Below are 16,850 nucleotides of genomic sequence, written 5' to 3'. Positions count from 1 at the left end.
ACGCATCGTACGCCGACCGTGCCCCCTCGGGGTATCGCCGCGTCCCCGGACCGGCGATGGGTGACCGCACCGGGAAAAACACCGATCGGAGTCGGTTCCGGGATCGATCGGCCGGTGATCGGGGAGGTTCGTCGACGACCGGATCAAGGCGGAAAAAAATTCTTCCCGAAGTCGCGTAAGAATCCGCCCGGCTCTCCCTCCCACCCTGTGGCGGCAGCGTCGGCCAGCACCGGGACCACCCCGGCGCCCGGACGCGGCCGGGGAGAACCCCCGGGGCCGTGGGGACCACAGGGAACGACAGGGACCACAGGGAGAAGTCATGCAGATCACCGTCGAGCGCGAGATCACCATGCGTCTGGTGGTATCCCCCGAACGGGGCGTGGACGTGCCCACCCGGCTGCGCTACCGCTCGGAGGACCCGTACGCCGTCCACCTCACCTTCCACGTCAACAGCCCCGTGCCGGTGAACTGGACCTTCGCCCGCGACCTCCTCGTGGACGGGATCGCGGGCCCCGCCGGGACGGGTGACGTGCGGGTGCGCCCGGCCGTGGCGGACGAGGTGCCGGTGATCAATCTTGAGTTGACCTCACCGGACGGGGACGCCCTGTTGCAGGCACCGGCCGAGGAGCTCTCCACGTGGTTGGAGCACACCCTGCTGGCGGTGCCGGTGGGCGCCGAGTTGGAGCGCCTGCGCATGGAGGACGGCCTGGCCGCCCTGCTGGCCACGGGGAACGGCGGCCCCGGCGGGGAGCCGGGCACCGAGGACTCCCTGGCGGAGGGGTGAGGGGCGGCACGGCGGGAACGGTGGGTCGGGACGGGCCGGGACGGGTCCCGCTCACGCCCGTTCCGGGGACGGCCCGGGCGGGCCGGACTGCTCGCCTCCGTCGGACCGCTCGGGCCCCTCGGCCTCCGCCCCGTCGAGTCCGGAGGCCCGCCGCACCAACGGCAACACCCGCAGCGGCACCGGGTTCTCCATCACGATGGCGGTGGAGGAGCGCAGGATGCCCTCGAACCCGAGCACCCGGTCGATCACCCGTTGCAGGTCGGCCGTGGAGCGGGCCACCAGCCGGCAGAGCATGTCCCCCTGCCCGGTGATGGTGTGCAGTTCGAGCACCTCCGGCACGGCCCGGAGATGGTCCCGGACCCGGGGCCCCCGACCCTGCCGGATCTCCAGGGTGGCGAAGGCGGTCACCGGGTAGCCGATCGCGGCCGGATCCACGTCCGGGCCCAGGCCCCGGATGACGCCGACCGCGCGCAGCCGGTCCAGGCGCGCCTGCACGGTGCCCCGGGCGACCCCGAGCCGGCGGGACGCCTCGAGCACCCCGATCCTGGGCTCGCGGTCGAGCAGTTCCAACAGCCGGCCGTCGAGGCGATCGATGCGACGCTCACCCATGACTCCCCCACACTGGGCATCCTGCCCGGAACGCCCGACGTTTCCCCGGGTTCACCGGACGTATTGTCCAGCCGGAACGCGAACTCTTGCACACCCCGGGGGCCGCCGGGACCCTTGGGCCATGACGGACACCACGCGCGAGAACCCGCTGTCGTCGCCGGAGACCCCGGGGACGACCACCACCAGTTCGGTTCCCACCACCGTCCCGGCGACCCCGCCGGTGCCGGGAACCTCCGAGGACCTGTTCCCCGTGCACGGCATGGACGCCATCGTCTTCGCGGTCGGCAACGCCAAGCAGGCCGCCCACTACTACTCCACCGCTTTCGGGATGCGGCGGGTCGCCTACTCCGGGCCGGAGAACGGCAACCGCGAGACGGCCTCCTACGTACTGGAGTCGGGCGGCGCCCGGTTCGTCCTCACCTCTGTCATCAGGCCGACCACCGACCACGGTCGGTTCCTCGCCGGCCACGTCGCGGAGCACGGGGACGGCGTCATCGACCTCGCCCTGGAGGTCCCGGACGTGCGGGCCGCCTACGAGGGCGCGCTGGCGCGTGGTGCCCGGGGGTTGGTCGAGCCCCACGAGGTGAGTGACGACGACGGCACGGTGGTGCTGGCCGCCATCGCCACCTACGGCGAGACCCGCCACACCCTGGTGGACCGCTCCGGGTACAAAGGTGCCTACCTGCCCGGTTACACGGCGGCCGACCCGATCGTGGAGCCGGCTGGACGCCGCTTCTTCCAGGCCGTGGACCACTGCGTGGGCAACGTCGAGCTGGGCCGGATGAACGACTGGGTGGAGTTCTACCGGCGGGTCATGGGCTTCACCAACATGAAGGAGTTCGTCGGCGACGACATCGCCACCGAGTACTCCGCCCTCATGTCGAAGGTGGTCGCCAACGGCACGCGCAAGGTGAAGTTCCCGATCAACGAGCCGGCGATCGCGAAGAAGAAGTCGCAGATCGACGAGTACCTGGAGTTCTACGGCGGCCCCGGCGTGCAGCACGTCGCGCTGGCCACCAACGACATCGTGCACACCGTGCGTTCGATGCGGGCGGCGGGCGTGGAGTTCCTGGACGTGCCGGACTCCTACTACGACACCCTCGGCGAGTGGGTGGGCGACACCCGGGTGCCGCTGGACGAGCTGCGCGAGCTGAAGATCCTCGCCGACCGCGACGAGGACGGCTACCTGCTGCAGATCTTCACCAAGCCGGTCCAGGACCGGCCGACGGTCTTCTTCGAGATGATCGAGCGCCATGGCTCGATGGGCTTCGGGAAGGGAAATTTCAAGGCACTCTTCGAGGCCATCGAGCGTGAACAGGCGAAACGGGGGAATCTGTAGTAGTACCACCCCCTCGAGCCGCCCCCGCGACCTGCACTCGCGGGGGCGGCCCGTTTTCCGGGTGGCGCCGATGGTTCGGGGCCGTGGGCGACGGCCCGACGGCACGCGCCGATCAGTCCTCGCAGGGCTCCACGGCCACCGGGTGGTCACCGTCGAAGCCGTACCCCCGGAAGGTGTGCCACCCGCCGGCGGTGACCAGCCGGCAGTCGCTCGCCTCCCCGAAGGTGTAGTGGACGCGCAGCCGGTGGTCCTCCCCGCACTCGCTGTGGAGATGCGTGTACCGCAGACCGGCGTACAGGTGGACGCACTCCGGCGCGGCGGCCTCCGCCGGTGCGGATGCGGGTTCGAACGCGACGGATGGGGCGGCCGTCGCGAGGCCGACGGTTCCCGTCAACCCGGCGAGCAGCAGGGCGACGGACGCCCGGCGCACCCGCCCGGCGGAGCGGGCGGGGACCCCGCCCGACGAACGACGGGAAACGCGGAACGCGGTGGTGCGCATGGTGACTCCCTCGGGTGGTGCGGTCGGTGCCGGCCGCCGGGATTCCCGATCCGTTCACCGGTTCGGGTGACGGCCACGGCCATCATGCCCTCGCTGAAATTTCTTGCAGTGATTTTGCGCAAGAACTTTCCGGTACGGAACGCGCTTACCCGGTAACGCGGAGATGTCGTGGCCGCGACTCCCTCCCGTCGCGACCACCTCGGCGCGGGCCCCATACGACTCCCACCTGCGGATTTTCCGGCGAGCGGCGGAGCACCCCTCCCGGCGGACCGGCCCTGCCCGATTCCGGCCGAAAACGTGTTCCGATCCCGAAGACGGAAACGCCCCGCTCCGGACGGCACGGCGGCCCCCGTCCCCGGCACGGTCCCGTGACGTCGCGCGCCCCGGTCGGATGACGACCGGGGCGCGCACGGGGCCGGGGTTCCGCCGGCCGACTGCGGGACGGACCCGTCCGGCCGGCCGGACGGGAGACATGGGGTCAAGGGATCCGCCGGGAACCCGCCGGGGCCGGCGGGAGGGGACCGGGGTCAGCAGGAGGGAACGGGGTCCCCGCTCTCCAGTGCCTCCAGCGCGCGCACCGCGTCGTCCAGGGTGCTCACCGGGATCAGTCGCAGCCCGTCGGGGGCCGATCGACTCGCCTCGGCGCACTCCGCCGACGGCACCAGGAAGACCTCCGCCCCGTCCCGCTCGGCGGCCCGGGTCTTCAGCGGTACGCCACCGACCGAACCGACCCGCCCGTCGGCGGCGATGGCGCCCGTACCGGCGATCACCCGACCACCCGTCAGGTCCCCGCCCTCACCGTCGCCGTCCAGCAGCTCCACCACGCCCAGGGCGAAGAGCAGACCCGCGCTGGGGCCGCCCACGTCCTCCAGTCGCAGCTCGATGTCGAGATCGTCCAGGTCGTCCGGGAGTTCCGCACCGGCACCGGTGTCGGTCCGGGCCCCGATCAGGGCCAACGCCGCCGCGACGGCGGTCCGCTGGGAGTCGAGCATCTGCCCGGTGGTGTAGTCGCGGATCTCCTCGGTGTCGCGGCCCGGCGGGTAGACCGCGTCCCGGGGCATCACCGCCCGGTCGTCGGAGAAATAGCCGGAGACCACCTCGGAGAGGCGGATCTCGGCGTCCGGCGGGGTGGCCAGGATCGTGGTCATCCGCAGCTCGCCGGCCGGCTCGCGGAGCTCCGTCCCGGAGATCTCGATGACCGCCTCGCCCTCCGCGTCCCCGAGGACATCCACCGTCGCGCCGGGGTAGGCCACCACGAACGGCAGCGGCAGCAGCGCCACCACCAGCAACAGGGCCACGACGGGCGCCGCGCACAGGGCGAGCACCACCGCGCGGCGGGAACGGGACCCGGCACTGAACCGGGAGGTGGCGGCGGAGGGCTCGGCGGGCATGTGACGGAATCTAACGCACGCCCCCACCGCCACGACCAACGCCCCCGAACGGGGCACGGTCCCCGGCGGCGCCGGTCAGAGGGTTCCCGATATGAGCGCCCGCCGGAAGTCGCCCCACCGGCCGGCCGGGAACCGCAACGGAGTGCGGCCGATGTCCTTCGAATCCCGCACGGCGACACCATCCGCCAGGCTGGCGACCTCCACACAGTTGTGCTCCGGCCCGCTGGCCGTGGCCCTGCGCCAGCGGGCTGCTGAAAGGCCGTACGCCCGCAGTGGCGTCCGTGGGGGGTTCACACCCGTTGTCCTTCCTCCAGGGCCGACAGGCGGGCGAGAGAATCCTGAACCGACAGGGCTGCGGCACTGATGCGCTCCATGGCGTCGATGAAGGGAGCCGCCTCCTCGCCCTCAAAGTATGTGCTTCCCCGCAGGTTCTCCAACGCCACGAGCTCGGCAGCCGGAGCGGGAAACCCGACCACCCCGAAACCGCCGACGATTCCCGGGTGCGCGGGCGACGCCAATGGCATGACCTGAAGGGTGACGTTGGGGAACCGCGCCACCTCCACCAAGCGGCGGAGTTGTTCCCGCATGGTGTTCGGTCGACCCGGAAACCGCTGGCGCAGAGCCGCTTCGTGAATGATCGCCCGGAACAGAAGAGGGCGATCGGGGCGGGACAGAACAGCTTGACGAGCGCGACGGATCTCGGCCAGGGCGGTGATCTCCCGTGATGTACGGGAGAAGGAGGAGCACGCCATGGTTTCCGTCGCGTAGTCCGCCGTCTGGAGCAGGCCGGGGACGATCAGCGGAGACCACTCCCAGATCCGCTCGGCGTCATCCTCCAGCGAGATGTAGTCCGCGTAGGACGCCGAGATGATGGCGCTGTAGGTCTGCCACCATCCCTTCTTGTCCGCGTCCCGGGCCAGGCTCTCCATCGCACCGAAGACCTGTGCGTCCGTGATCCCGTACATCTCGAGCAGCGTGAGGACCTGAGCGGGCTGAATCTTCTGCCGGGCGTTCTCGATCTTCGACAGCTTCGGGGGCTGCCACCCCATGGCATCCGCCGCTTCCTCCAAAGTCAGCCCGGCGTCGGTGCGGAGCTTCCTGAGCGTGGCGCCCAATCGTCGACGCCGAATGGTCGGCACCAGGGGTTGGTGTGGCATGGGGGCAGTTTCGCACCGACCCGGGCAGCAAAGCGAATACCCTTCCGCAATACCATCATACTTAAAGGCAGAAACTTGCGGCCCGCATAGGAAATGCGCCACCATCTTTGAGAAAGCAGACAACTGGCATCAACCGTGCCGATTCGAGTGCTGCTTGATCCAGTGCTGTGCGGTCGATGGCGCCGCAGGTTGGAGACGATCGTGTTCGTCGCATCCCCCACACCGAACAGTCCGGTCATTCCGGCGTCCGAGGGGTACGTGAAGCCGCTGCCCGGTGGTTTCTCCATCTACTTCAACGCCGACGCCGCACGCCTGCGGATAATCCGTGACGTGACCACGCGGGTCCTGCGCGCGGCGGGGGCGGGGGCGGAGACCTGCGAGAACGCCCGGCTGATCGTCTCCGAGCTGATCGGGAACTGTGTCCGGGCGTGCGGTGACGGTGTGCCGGTGGTCGTGGACATCGAGGTCGAGCCCACCGGGGTGTGGATCAGGGTCCATGACCCGGAGAGCCGTCGACTGCCGACCCCCTCCCGGACGGCGATGGACGATCCGGCGGCCGAGACCGGGCGGGGACTGGGCCTGGTCGATCTCCTGGCCCCCGGCCGGCGGGTGGTGCCCACCGCCGTGGGCAAACAGATCGTGTGCCGACTCCCCCGCTCCCCGGGGGAACGGGCCGCCTGAGCACGGCCGGCGCGCCGCCCGTGCGGAAGGCGGTCGGGACCGACCCGCTCAGCGGAGGACGGCGGCGACCTCGCGGGCCGCCCGCACCACCCGGGGGCCGATCTCCGGCGGGATGGCGTCGTTGAGCATCACGACACCCACGCTGCCCTCGATCCCGCACCCCGACGGCAGCGGCGCGGCGGCCCCGCTGGCCCCGGCCTCCAGCTCACCGTGGGTGAGGACGTAACCGTCCTCGTCGTCGATGTCCTTGCAGCGTCCGGTGAGGATCGCGCGCCCGGCCGCTCCCCGGTCCAGGGAGTGCCGGAAGCCGGCGCGGTAGGCGACGTGATAGTCGGTCCAGCTCGGTTCGACCACGGCCACGGCCAGCGCCTCGGTGCCATCCACCACCGTCAGGTGGGCGGTCGCGCCGACGTCCTCGGCGAGGGAACGCAGGGCGGGCAGGGCGGCCTCGCGGACCAGTGGGTGGACCTGGCGGCCCAGGCCCAGCACGCCGACGCCCACCCGGGCCCGGCCGCCGGCGTCGCGGCGCACCAGGGCGTGCTGTTCCAATGTGGCGAGCAAGCGGTACACGACCGTGCGGTTCACCCCGAGACGTCGGGAGAGCTCGGTCACGGTCAGCCCGTGATCGGTCTCGGCGAGCAGCTTGAGGACGCGCAGTCCCCGGTCGAGCGTCTGAGAGGTCTCCGCGGTCACGACGCCCCCTGTTCTCGGGTGGGTCCGGCTCGGCGTCGCGGGGTGCGTCCGACCACCGACCCGGCCGACCGCACGCGCGAGGAGCCATGGGTGGCGGTGGCAGGTCACACAGCCGGCTGCGCCCCGGGACGGCTCCGGCCCGGCGTGCGCGTGACCGGAAACCTATACACGGTCACCGCTCACCGGAAGGGCTTGTCCGGGATTCGAGCGATCCTCGGAACGCTTTGGGCGAAAAAGCGAGAAAAATCCCGCCTGCCTTTCCGCATTGAGGACACCCGGCCGCTGTGGTTTTCATGCCCGTTCACGGCCCGGTCGGGGCGGCGCGTGCCCCCGACCACCCGTTTCCGTGCCGGAGGGCCCCGGTCCGCGAGCGGGCCGAGGCCCTCCGGAGGCTCCACGGGACAAGGCCGGGACACCGACGGCACCCGGCCGGGACTCCCGGCTCGAGCCGGGGCTCAGCGCATCCGGGTGGCCCAGTCCCGCACCCGGTCGATGCGCTGCCGCAACTGCCCGGCGGTCGCCTCGGCGGTCGGGGGTCCGCCGCAGGCACGGCGCAGCTCGTTGTGGATCGAGCCGTGCGGCTTCCCCGTCTGGTGCGAGTAGGCGCCGACCAGGCCGTGCAGTTCCCGCCGCAACTCCTGGAGTTCCCGGTGGGTGACCACGGGCCGCCGCTCGGCGGGGAGTTCGAGGAGATCGGCCTCCTCGGCCGGCTTCTTCTTGCTGTGCGCGATCTGCCGGGCCTGCCGCCGCTGGAGAAGCATCTGCACCTGGTCGGGTTCCAGGAGTCCCGGAATACCGAGGTAGTCCTGTTCCTCCTCGCTGCCGGGGTGCGCCTGCATCCCGAACTCCGCGCCGTCGTACATCACGCGGTCGAAGACGGCGTCGGATTCCAGCGCCTCGAACGGCAACTGGTCCTGGTCGCCGGTGTCCTCGTCCTGCTCCCGCTCGGCCTCCTTCAGCAGGTCGGCCTCCTCGGCGTACGGGTCGTCGTCCCCGCCGCGCTTCGGCTTGTCGAGCACGTGGTCCCGCTGGAGCTCCATCTCGTGCGCGAAGCCCAGCAGCGAGGGGACGGTGGGCAGGAATACCGAGGCGGTCTCGCCGCGCCGGCGGGACCGCACGAAACGGCCCACCGCCTGCGCGAAGAACAGCGGGGTGGAGATCGTCGTCGCGTACACCCCCACCGCCAGGCGGGGCACGTCCACCCCCTCGGAGACCATCCGCACCGCCACCATCCAGCGGTCGTCGGACTGCCGGAACGCCTCGATGCGGTCGGAGGCGCCGGAGTCGTCGGAGAGCACGACGGTCGGCTTCTCGCCGGTGATCTCCCGCAACAGCTTGGCGTAGGAGCGCGCGGAGTCCTGGTCGGTGGCGATCACCAGCGCGCCCGCGTCCGGGATGCCCCGCCGAACCTCGGTCAGCCGACGGTCGGCGGCGCCCAGCACGGACGGTATCCAGTCGCCGCGCGGGTCCAGGGCGGTGCGCCACGCCTGGGAGATCGCGTCCTTGGTCATCGGCTCGCCGAGCCGCGCCTCGATCTCGTCGCCCGCCTTGGTGCGCCAGCGCATGTTGCCGCTGTAGGAGAGGAAGATCACGGGACGGACGACGCCGTCGGCCAGGGCGTTGCCGTAGCCGTAGGTGTAGTCCGCGACCGAGCGGCGCAGGCCCTCGGCGTCCTCGCCGTATTGCACGAACGGGATGGGGTTGGTGTCCGAGCGGAAGGGCGTGCCGGTCAGGGCGAGCCGGCGGGTCGCCGGGTCGAACGCCTCCAGGCACGCCTCGCCCCAGGAACGGCTGTCGCCGGCGTGGTGGATCTCGTCCAGGATCACCAGGGTCTTGCGCTGCTCGCAGCGGTTGCGGTGCAGCATCGGTCGGACACCGACGCCCGCGTAGGTGACCGCCACCCCGTGGTACTCCCGGCCCAGCGGTCCGGCGCTGTACTCGGGATCGAGCCGGATCCCTATCCGGGCCGCGGCCTCGGCCCACTGCTTCTTCAGGTGCTCGGTGGGCGCGACCACGGTGACCTGTCGCACCACGTGGTGGTGGAGGAGCCAGGAGGCGAGGGTGAGCGCGAAGGTGGTCTTTCCCGCGCCGGGGGTGGCGACCGCGAGGAAGTCCCGCGGGTGCTCGGCCAGGTAACGCTCCATCGCCCCCTGCTGCCAGGCACGCAGCTTGCCCGCCGTGCCCCACGGCGCGCGGCCGGGGAAGGCGGGTGACAGGTGCGAGGAGGCAGCGGGCACGGTGGCGACCTGTGGGGCGGACGGGGCGGCATCCGGTTGGGTGGACGACGGGAAACCCAACTGGGCGGCTGGGGAGGACGACGGGATGGTCACGGTCTCCGGCGGGGGTTCGGTCGGGGGCGGTTCGGAACCCGGTCAGCCTAACGGCATCCCGGCGTGCCGGGATGCCGGCACGCCGCCGGGGCCGGCGGCGCCGGCCGGCCCCTCCCGCCGGCCCCGGCGGGTTCCCGGCGGATCCCTTGACCCCCACGGGTCCCGTCCGGCCGGCCGATACGGGTCCGTCCCGCAGTCGGCCGACCGAACCCCGGCCCCGTGCGCGCCCCGGTCGTCATCCGACCGGGGCGCGCGACGTCACGGGACCGTTTCTCGGGGGAGGTCACGGCCCGACAGGAGGCCGCGCCCCGACGGGAGGTCGCGCCCCATCCGGGGCGCGGCGCGGCCCGCCGGGACGGCCGGCCCCTCCCCCGTCCCGGCGGGGCTCGCCCCGGTCCCGGCGGCACACTTTCGGGGGGCGATCGGCCGTGCCGATGCCCGGCCGGCGGCGGAGTGGGAAACGCCGCCGGGGTCCCCCATCTCGATGGTGCCGCCCGGGGCCGGTGGACACGGGGCCGTGCGACCCCTCCGACACCGCGTCCCCCCGGCGGGGCGACCCGCGCCGGCCCGCCGGGGGCGCGACCCCGGCACGGAACACCGGCCGTCCGCCCGACGTCGGCCCCTCCGCGACCCGAACGGATCGGGGCGCGACGGCTCCCGCGGCGTCCCGCACCACGACGGTTCACGTCGCTGTCGGTGTCGGAACCCGGCGGGTGACGGGACGGGTGAGGCGGCGTCAGTCCACCGGCGGGATGGGACCGGGAGCGGGGCCGGGGGGCGTGGACCGGCCGGTGGCGTCCCGCACCACGGTGACCCCGTCGCTGTCGGCCTCGGCCCGGCCGGTGTCGCCCGCCGCCGGCCCTTCGGTGGCCGGCCCATCGGCGCCGGTGTCACCCGCACGAGCGGCGTCGACGCCGGCCGCCGGGACGGCGTCGCGCTTCGGCGCGTCCCGGGGGATCAGCCGTCCGGCGACCGGTATCGCGGCCAGCGCCATGAGCGTGGTCACGACGTACACCACCAGGAACGCGCCGGGGGCGATCTGCGCGTCCGCCGCCCGCTCGCCCTCGGCGAGGGCCGCGGTGGAGCCGCCCAGCGCCGCGAAGGCGCTGCCGACCACCGTGAGGGTCACCACGTTGGCCAGGGCGTCACAGACCTGGAGCGAGGAGATGTTCCCGCCCACCTGCGCGGGCTCGGAGAAGCGCAGGATCAGCACACCCACCGAGGAGATGATCAGGCCCATTCCGTAGCAGGCCAGGGCCAGGGTGATGACCGGCAACCACACCGGCACGGCCTCCAGCAGCACCAGCGCGGTGCCGGCCACCCCGATCGGGACCAGGACGGTCCCCACCCGCATGAGCGGCAGCCGGTGCGGCTCGGCCGCCGGACGGGACTGGGTGAAGGACCCCAGCGCCCAGGTCAGGCCGCCGGCGGCGATCGCCAGTCCGGCCTGGGTGTAGGACAGGCCGCGCTGGGTGACCAGCAGCAGCGGCACGAAGCTCTCGGCGGAGAGGAAGGAGGCCGAGACGATGCCGCGCAACAGGATCGCGGAGGGCATCCCGCGCGCCGAACGGAAGGTTCCGGTGGGCAACAGCCGCACCGCCGACGGCACCAGCAGCGCCGCGCCGATCACCGCCGGCACCAGGGACCACCAGCGCAGTTCCTGGCCACCGAACTGGAGCAGGGCCGCGCCGATCGCGATGGCGCCGGCCAGCCGCAACCCGCGGCCGTCGAACCGGCCCCGCGGCCCGTCCTCGGTGGGGCCGCTCGCCGAACGGCGCATCGCGGGGAGCATCACCAGCAGCGGCAGCAGGACCAGCACCGTGATGCCGAGGAAGACCCACCGCCAGCCGAAGCGCTCGGTGATGGTGCCCGAGATCACCGGGCCGACCATCGCGGGGACCACCCAGGCCGAGGCGAAGGCGGCCAGCGCGGAGGGCCGCAGGTGGTCGGGGTAGGCCCGGCGCACCACGACGTACAGCGCGACGATGATCAGCCCGGATCCGAAGCCCTGGCCGGCCCGGCCGAGGATGAGCATGAACATCGTCTGCGCCCCGCCGGCCAGCAGCAGGCCGCCGCAGAAGATCCCGATACCGGTCACCACGGGGGCGACGGGCCCGGTCCGGTCGCACCATTGGCCGGAGAGCACCATGCCCAGCAGGCTGGTGGTGAAGAAGGCGGCGAAGGCGAAGGCGTACAGACCCAGGCCGTCCAGTTGGGCCGCCGCCGCGGGCATCGCCGTGCCCACGGCCATCGCCTCGAAGGCGATCAGCAGGATGACGCTGACGCTTCCCAGGGTCAGCGCGCGGTACGGCGCGCTCAACACCCCGCCCGGTGGGTGTTCGGGGGTGGCGGTATCCGGCCGACCGGGCGTTCCGGTGGGACGGGCGGCGACGTCGGCGCCGGCCTCGACATGACTCATGAGGGACACCGTAAGGACCAAAGACCGGATTCGCCTATGGCCTTCGGTCGGGGATTCCCTCCGCCGCCGGTCCCGGGTCCCGTTCCGGCGGGGCCGGCCGTCAGCGGGCGACGGCGGACTGCGGCCGGATCGGCAGCCGGTTGACCGGCCGGCCGGTCGCCGCCCGCACCGCCGAGGCGATCGCGGCCGGCGCCACCACCAGCGGGGCGGCACTCGCGGACTTGGCGCCGAAGGGCGCCACCACGTCCCGCTCCTCGACCAGTCGGACGATCCTGATGTCCGGGGTGTCCAGGGCGGTGGGCAGCGCGTAACCGGCGAGGTCCGGCCGGCGCACGACGCCCTTGACCACCCGCAGGTGCTCGGTCAGCGCCGCGCCGACGCCCTGGGTGAGGCCGGCCTCCAGCCGGGAGCGCAGCCGGGCCGGGTTGAGGATCCGCCCGACGTCCTGGGCCAGGGCCAGTTCCACCACCCGCACCGAGCCCAGTTCCACGTCCACGTCCACCACGGCGCGCAGGGCCGCGAAGGTCAGACCGACGAAGGCGTCCCCCTGACCGGCGCCGTCCAGCGGTTCGGTGGGGTGCGGGCGGCACTGCGCGGTGGCCCACAGTTCCTTGCCCTCCAGCGCCTCCACGACCGTGGTGCTGAGCACGCCGTCGTAGGAGGTGATCTTGCCGTCGGCGATGCTCAGCAGCTCGGCGGACATCCCGAAGGTGGCGGCGAGGGGCTGGAGGAGTTGGGTACGGACCATCTTGGCCGCCCGTTCCACGGCGCCGGCGGAGACCCAGGTGTGCCGTCCGCGTCCGCCGGGGCCGGCGGGGGGCTGGTCGGTGTCGACGGGGGCGACGTACACCTCCTCGATGCCCAGCACCTCCTGCACGATCTGGCGGGCGAGGGTGGTGAAGCCCTGGCCGGTCTCCACCGCCGCGCACAGCACGGTGGCGACGGTGCCCTCCACCTTGACGGTGGCGGTGGACACCTCGTCGGTGCCCTCGGCCCCGAGCATGTGCACCATGCCCACGGCCCAGCCCACGCCCCGGCGCACCGCGCCCGGCTCGCCCGCGCCCTCGGGACCGCCGGGCAGCAGCCACTCCTCGACGGGGGTGTCCCGGGGCAGCGGCGGCAGGGGGGCCTCGCGGACCGCCTCCAGCAGTTCGGCGACCGGCGCGGGGCAGGTCACGGCCTGGCCGGTGGGCAGGCGGTCGCCGGTGGCGAGCACGTTGCGGGCGCGCACCTCGGCGGGGTCCAGACCCAGCCGGGCGGCCAGCTTGTCCATCTGACCCTCGTGGGCCGCGCACACCTGCATCGCGCCCTCACCGCGCAGGTGACCGGCGGGCGGGTTGTTGGTCCGCACCACCCAGCCGTCGACGACGGCGTTGGGCACCTTGTAGGGGCCGGCGGCGAAGGCCACGGCGGCGGCCAGCGCCTCGGCGGAGTCGTCGGCGTAGGCGCCGCCGTCCATGAGGATCTGCGCCTCCACCTTGACCAGCCGGCCCTCCGCGTCGGCGTGGTGCCGGTAGCTGAGCATGCTGGCGTGGCGGTGGGCGTGGCCCAGGAAGGACTCCTCGCGGCCGGCGGCCAGCTTGACCGGGCTGCCGGTGCGCAGCGCGAGCAGCGCCAGGGGGAGTTGGAAGCCGAGGTCCTCGCGGTCGCCGAGGGCGCCGGGCACGCCGGTGACGCAGATCTTGACCAGGTCGGGGTCCATGCCCAGGCACGTGGCCAGCCGGTCGCGGTCGGTGTGCGGGTCGGTGGCGGCGGTGTACAGCTCGACGCCGCCGTCCAGGCGCGGCACGGCGAGGCCGGCCTCGGCGCCGATCGGCGCCGGGTCCTGCCGGCCGATCCGGTAGACGCCCTCGACGACGACCTCGCCGGTGGCGGAGGGGTCGCCGTGGCGCAGCGGGATGTGGCGGATGAGGTTGCCGTCGGGGTGCAGCGGCTCGGACTCGAAGGCCTCGCCGGGGTCGGTGATCGGCTCCAGCACCTCGTACCCGACGGCGATGGCGGCGGCGGCCAGGCGGGCGGTGTCGGGGTGGTCGGCGGCGACGGCGGCGATCGGCTCGCCGTGGTGGCGGACCTCCTCGGAGGCCAGCGCGGGGCGGTCGAGGACGCGGCGGCCCAGGTGGGGTTCACCGGTGATGTCGCGGTGGGTGACCACGGCGCGGACGCCCGGTATGGCGGCGGCCCGCGAGGTGTCGATGTCCAGGATGCGCGCGCGTGGGTGCGGCGAGCGCAGGATGGTCGCCCACAGCAGGCCCTCGGCCCACAGGTCGGCGGTGTAGGGGTGGGTGCCGCCGGCCTTGGCGGTGGTGTCGGTGGAGGGCACCGAGGAGCCCAGGCCGTGCGGCGGGCCACCGCTCGGTCGCTCGTCCTCGGTCGGGCCGACGGGGGTGTCGGCCGGGGTGACGGTGATGGCCGACGCGCCGTCCTGCTGCCGGTTCACGCCTCGCCTCCCGGGGTGTTCGGGTCGGTCCGGTGCGCCGTGGGGGCGGCGCCGGGGTCGGTCTCCCACTCGTCGGCGGCCCGGCGTTCGGCCTCCGCCTCCTGCTCGGCCATCCTGGCGGCGCGTTCGTCCACCACCTCCTGGACGGCGTCGAGCACGCCCCGGTAGCCGGAGCAGCGGCAGAGGTTGCCGCACAGCGCCTGCCGGGTCTCCAGCTCGGTGGGGGCGTGGTTGCCCTCCAGCAGGTCGTGCACCGTCATCGCCATGCCGGGGAGGCAGAACCCGCACTGCACATCGGTGCGGGCCAGCGCGCGCTGCACGTCGGAGGGTGAGCCGTCGTGCTCGATCAGGCCCTCGACGGTGGCGATGTCGCAACCGGCGGCGGTGGCGGCGGGTACCAGACAGGCGGCGACGAGCCGGCCGTCCAGCTGGATGGAGCAGGCACCGCACTCCCCCTGCGAACAGCCGTCCTTGGCACCGGCCAGACCGAGCCGTTCGCGCAGCACGTACAGCAGGGACTCGCCGATCCAGGAGCCCTCGACGGCGCGGTCGACGCCGTTGACGCGCAGCACGTAGGAGACCACGGGGTGGTCGCTGTCGCCGGTGGCGTCGGGGTCCGGTCGGGGGTCGGGGTCGGCGGCGAGGGCCTCGGGGAGCGGGTCGGAGGGCGAGTCGGCGGACGGGACGGGGCCGGGGCCGTCCGGGCCGCCGGGTGGGGCCGACCACGCCTCGCCGACGGCTCCGGTGTCCGTCGCCGGGTCGTTCGCGCCGGGGCCGCCGGGGGTCGGGGGCGCCGGGGTGGGCGGGACGGGCGGGAGATCCGTGTCGGGGCGACGCTCGGTGTCGGTGCGGCCCCGGGTCACGCCGGCGAGCGCGGCCGCGGCGCCCTGCCCCATGGCCGCCGCCGAACCGGCGGAGCCGGGGTGCGGGACTCGGGGCTCGGCGGGCGGGTGGCCGGCGAAGGCGGTGGGGGCCTCGGCGGGACCGGCCGGGCCGGTCCCGGTGGGCCGCAGAGCGGCGTCCGGTCCGGCGGGGGCGGGGCCGGCGTCCGCGCCGAAGGGCATGGTCCAACTCGCCCAGCGCCCCGGCGCGCCGGGGTCGGTCTCCGGACCGGGGACGACCGGCCCGCTACCGATCTCCGGCGGCCGGAAGTCCTGCCCGCCGGGCGCGGCGAGGGGGTCGGCGGAGGTGTCGGTGTCCGGGATGGAGGGGGGCAGTTGGATGTGGGCGGTGGCCTCGGAGTCGTACTCCACACCCCATTCGGTGCGCGGGAGCGGCACCCCCGGGTACTCCGGGTGCTCGGGGTGCTGTCGCGGCCCCTCGAACCCTTCGCCTGCGTGCTCCTCCGGACGCCGGGGCCGGTGCTCGTTCATGTCGCTCACGACAGGGCCCTCCCGAGTCCACGGCGGGCCAGCGCCGCCACCGTGCGCCGCAGATGTCGCAGCGCGGGGGACAGTTCGGCGGGTTCCCCGCCCTCCGGCCCCGGTTCGGGGTCCGGCACGCAGGCCGCCCCCACGTATTCGCCGAACGCGGCGAGCGCGTCCGGGGGCAGTCGGCGTTCGGCGTCCCAGTCGACCAACGACGCCACCCAGCGCTCGGCTTCCAACGGGCGCAGCGGCATGGGGGCGACGGCCCCGACGGCGCAGCGCACCTCGCGGCGGACCGGGTCCAGCACCACGGAGACCGAGGCCAGCGCCCGGGCGGGGCCGGTGCGGCCGGTCGCCTTGAGGAAGGTCTGCGGGGCGTGGAGCAGCGGAACCCGGACGAAGGCCAGGATCTCGGCCGTGCGCAACCGCTCGCGGCCCGCCAGCAGATGACTCACCGGGATCTCGCGCTCGGAGCCCTCGGGGCCCACGATCACCAGGTGGGCCTCCAGCGCCGCCAGCACGGGAAGGGTGTCGCCGGTGGCGGCGCCGGTGATGATGTTGCCGCCGAGGGTCCCGGCGTTGCGCACCTGGGGCGGACCGGCGGTGCGGGCGGCGGCGGCCAGGGCGGGGATGAGGGCGGCGAAGTCGGGGCGCCCCATGCGGGCGTGGGTCATGCACGCGCCGAGGACGGCGTGGCCGTCCCGGTACTCCCAGCCGCGCAGCTCGCCCAAACGGCCGAGGCCGACGAGCGCGGCGGGGCGCAACAGCCCGGCGTTGACGCCCCCCATCAGGTCGGTCCCGCCCGCCACCGGCACCGCCGCGGGCTCCGCGGCCAGCGCCGCGACGGCCTCGTCGAGCGTGGTCGGGAGCGCGACCGGCTGCGCCGTGCGCGGTGCGTGCGTGCTCACTCCTGCTGCCCCTCTCCGGTGGAACCCGGCTCCCGAGCCGTACGGTACGTCCTCCCGGCCCGGAGGTGGCAACTCTGGCATATTTTCCCGACCGGCAAACCGGGGGGTGACCCCCTCGGGGGCCTCTTCGGTCGTTCCCGGGTGGGGAATCGGGGGTCGGGGGTGCCGTTCGGGCCGTCGGAACCTCTGTGGGCACGGCGCCCCCGGTGGTGCCGGGGGCGCCGGGTCGGAGGACC

Annotated in this window: 14 protein-coding genes; 3 read left to right on the top strand and 11 right to left on the bottom strand. The window is 73.7% G+C overall.

Annotation, left to right across the window (positions count from 1 at the left end; translation table 11 throughout):
• Nucleotides 1–319: 319 nt before the first annotated feature.
• Nucleotides 320–784, top strand: coding sequence for an SsgA family sporulation/cell division regulator (locus LZF96_RS20945; protein ID WP_233875297.1), 465 nt, complete (start codon nt 320–322; stop codon nt 782–784).
• A gap of 51 nt (nt 785–835) precedes the next feature.
• Here LZF96_RS20945 and LZF96_RS20940 read toward each other — a convergent pair whose 3' ends face one another.
• Nucleotides 836–1,393 (bottom strand): Lrp/AsnC family transcriptional regulator, encoded by a 558-nt coding sequence (locus LZF96_RS20940; protein WP_233875295.1) that lies wholly within the window; start codon nt 1,391–1,393, stop codon nt 836–838.
• Nucleotides 1,394–1,652: 259 nt separating this feature from the next.
• Here LZF96_RS20940 and hppD point away from each other — a divergent pair, with 259 nt between their 5' ends.
• Nucleotides 1,653–2,732, top strand: a complete 1,080-nt coding sequence (gene hppD, locus LZF96_RS20935) for a 4-hydroxyphenylpyruvate dioxygenase (protein WP_233875353.1) — start codon at nt 1,653–1,655, stop codon at nt 2,730–2,732.
• Nucleotides 2,733–2,844: 112 nt separating this feature from the next.
• Here the strand turns inward: hppD and LZF96_RS20930 are convergent, their stop codons facing one another.
• The 4 genes from LZF96_RS20930 to LZF96_RS20915 all read right to left on the bottom strand — a co-directional run bounded on the left by LZF96_RS20930 (nt 2,845) and on the right by LZF96_RS20915 (nt 5,779).
• Nucleotides 2,845–3,231, bottom strand: a complete 387-nt coding sequence (locus LZF96_RS20930; RefSeq protein ID WP_233875292.1) for an alpha-amylase — start codon at nt 3,229–3,231, stop codon at nt 2,845–2,847.
• 527 nt (nt 3,232–3,758) lie between these two features.
• Entirely contained in the window at nt 3,759–4,622 is an 864-nt protein-coding gene (locus LZF96_RS20925) for a S16 family serine protease (RefSeq protein ID WP_233875289.1), read from the bottom strand.
• Nucleotides 4,623–4,697: 75 nt separating this feature from the next.
• Nucleotides 4,698–4,916: a DUF397 domain-containing protein gene (locus LZF96_RS20920; protein WP_233875286.1), complete on the bottom strand. Its 219-nt coding sequence runs from the start codon at nt 4,914–4,916 to the stop codon at nt 4,698–4,700.
• The gene (locus LZF96_RS20915; protein ID WP_233875283.1) at nt 4,913–5,779 is read right to left on the bottom strand and encodes a helix-turn-helix transcriptional regulator; all 867 of its coding nucleotides are present in this window, start codon (nt 5,777–5,779) and stop codon (nt 4,913–4,915) included. Before LZF96_RS20915 ends, LZF96_RS20920 begins: the two co-directional genes overlap by 4 nt.
• Nucleotides 5,780–5,926: 147 nt before the next feature.
• Here LZF96_RS20915 and LZF96_RS20910 point away from each other — a divergent pair, with 147 nt between their 5' ends.
• Entirely contained in the window at nt 5,927–6,460 is a 534-nt protein-coding gene (locus LZF96_RS20910) for an ATP-binding protein (protein ID WP_233875279.1), read from the top strand.
• 48 nt (nt 6,461–6,508) lie between these two features.
• On the opposite strand, the gene LZF96_RS20905 is transcribed toward LZF96_RS20910, so the two are convergent.
• The 6 genes from LZF96_RS20905 to LZF96_RS20875 all read right to left on the bottom strand — a co-directional run bounded on the left by LZF96_RS20905 (nt 6,509) and on the right by LZF96_RS20875 (nt 16,614).
• On the bottom strand, nt 6,509–7,153 hold the full coding sequence (locus LZF96_RS20905) for an IclR family transcriptional regulator (protein WP_233875276.1): 645 nt from the start codon (nt 7,151–7,153) through the stop codon (nt 6,509–6,511).
• Between the two features lie 455 nt (nt 7,154–7,608).
• On the bottom strand, nt 7,609–9,390 hold the full coding sequence (locus LZF96_RS20900; RefSeq protein WP_233875350.1) for a DEAD/DEAH box helicase: 1,782 nt from the start codon (nt 9,388–9,390) through the stop codon (nt 7,609–7,611).
• An 829-nt stretch (nt 9,391–10,219) separates the two neighbouring features.
• Complete coding sequence (locus LZF96_RS20895) at nt 10,220–11,902, bottom strand: MFS transporter (protein WP_233875274.1); 1,683 nt, start codon at nt 11,900–11,902, stop codon at nt 10,220–10,222.
• A gap of 100 nt (nt 11,903–12,002) precedes the next feature.
• Entirely contained in the window at nt 12,003–14,309 is a 2,307-nt protein-coding gene (locus tag LZF96_RS20890; RefSeq protein WP_374203296.1) for a molybdopterin cofactor-binding domain-containing protein, read from the bottom strand.
• Between the two features lie 26 nt (nt 14,310–14,335).
• Entirely contained in the window at nt 14,336–15,712 is a 1,377-nt protein-coding gene (locus tag LZF96_RS27400) for a 2Fe-2S iron-sulfur cluster-binding protein (protein WP_267941184.1), read from the bottom strand.
• A 5-nt stretch (nt 15,713–15,717) separates the two neighbouring features.
• The gene (locus tag LZF96_RS20875; protein WP_233875217.1) at nt 15,718–16,614 is read right to left on the bottom strand and encodes a xanthine dehydrogenase family protein subunit M; all 897 of its coding nucleotides are present in this window, start codon (nt 16,612–16,614) and stop codon (nt 15,718–15,720) included.
• Nucleotides 16,615–16,850: the final 236 nt, after the last annotated feature.

The organism is Streptomyces sp. ST2-7A (genome assembly GCF_021390475.1).
In the GTDB taxonomy this organism is placed as follows: Bacteria; Actinomycetota; Actinomycetes; order Streptomycetales; family Streptomycetaceae; genus Streptomyces.
This window is presented reverse-complemented; position numbering and strand designations above follow the sequence as displayed.

Excerpts from the sequence above, each read along its gene's own strand:
- LZF96_RS20940 (WP_233875295.1), bottom strand. The coding sequence starts at position 1,393 with ATGGGTGAGCGTCGCATCGATCGCCTCGACGGCCGGCTGTTGGAACTG.
- LZF96_RS20930 (WP_233875292.1), bottom strand. The coding sequence starts at position 3,231 with ATGCGCACCACCGCGTTCCGCGTTTCCCGTCGTTCGTCGGGCGGGGTC.
- LZF96_RS20945 (WP_233875297.1), top strand. The coding sequence starts at position 320 with ATGCAGATCACCGTCGAGCGCGAGATCACCATGCGTCTGGTGGTATCC.
- hppD (WP_233875353.1), top strand. The coding sequence starts at position 1,653 with ATGGACGCCATCGTCTTCGCGGTCGGCAACGCCAAGCAGGCCGCCCAC.
- LZF96_RS20895 (WP_233875274.1), bottom strand. The coding sequence starts at position 11,902 with ATGAGTCATGTCGAGGCCGGCGCCGACGTCGCCGCCCGTCCCACCGGA.
- LZF96_RS20915 (WP_233875283.1), bottom strand. The coding sequence starts at position 5,779 with ATGCCACACCAACCCCTGGTGCCGACCATTCGGCGTCGACGATTGGGC.
- LZF96_RS20925 (WP_233875289.1), bottom strand. The coding sequence starts at position 4,622 with ATGCCCGCCGAGCCCTCCGCCGCCACCTCCCGGTTCAGTGCCGGGTCC.
- LZF96_RS27400 (WP_267941184.1), bottom strand. The coding sequence starts at position 15,712 with ATGAACGAGCACCGGCCCCGGCGTCCGGAGGAGCACGCAGGCGAAGGG.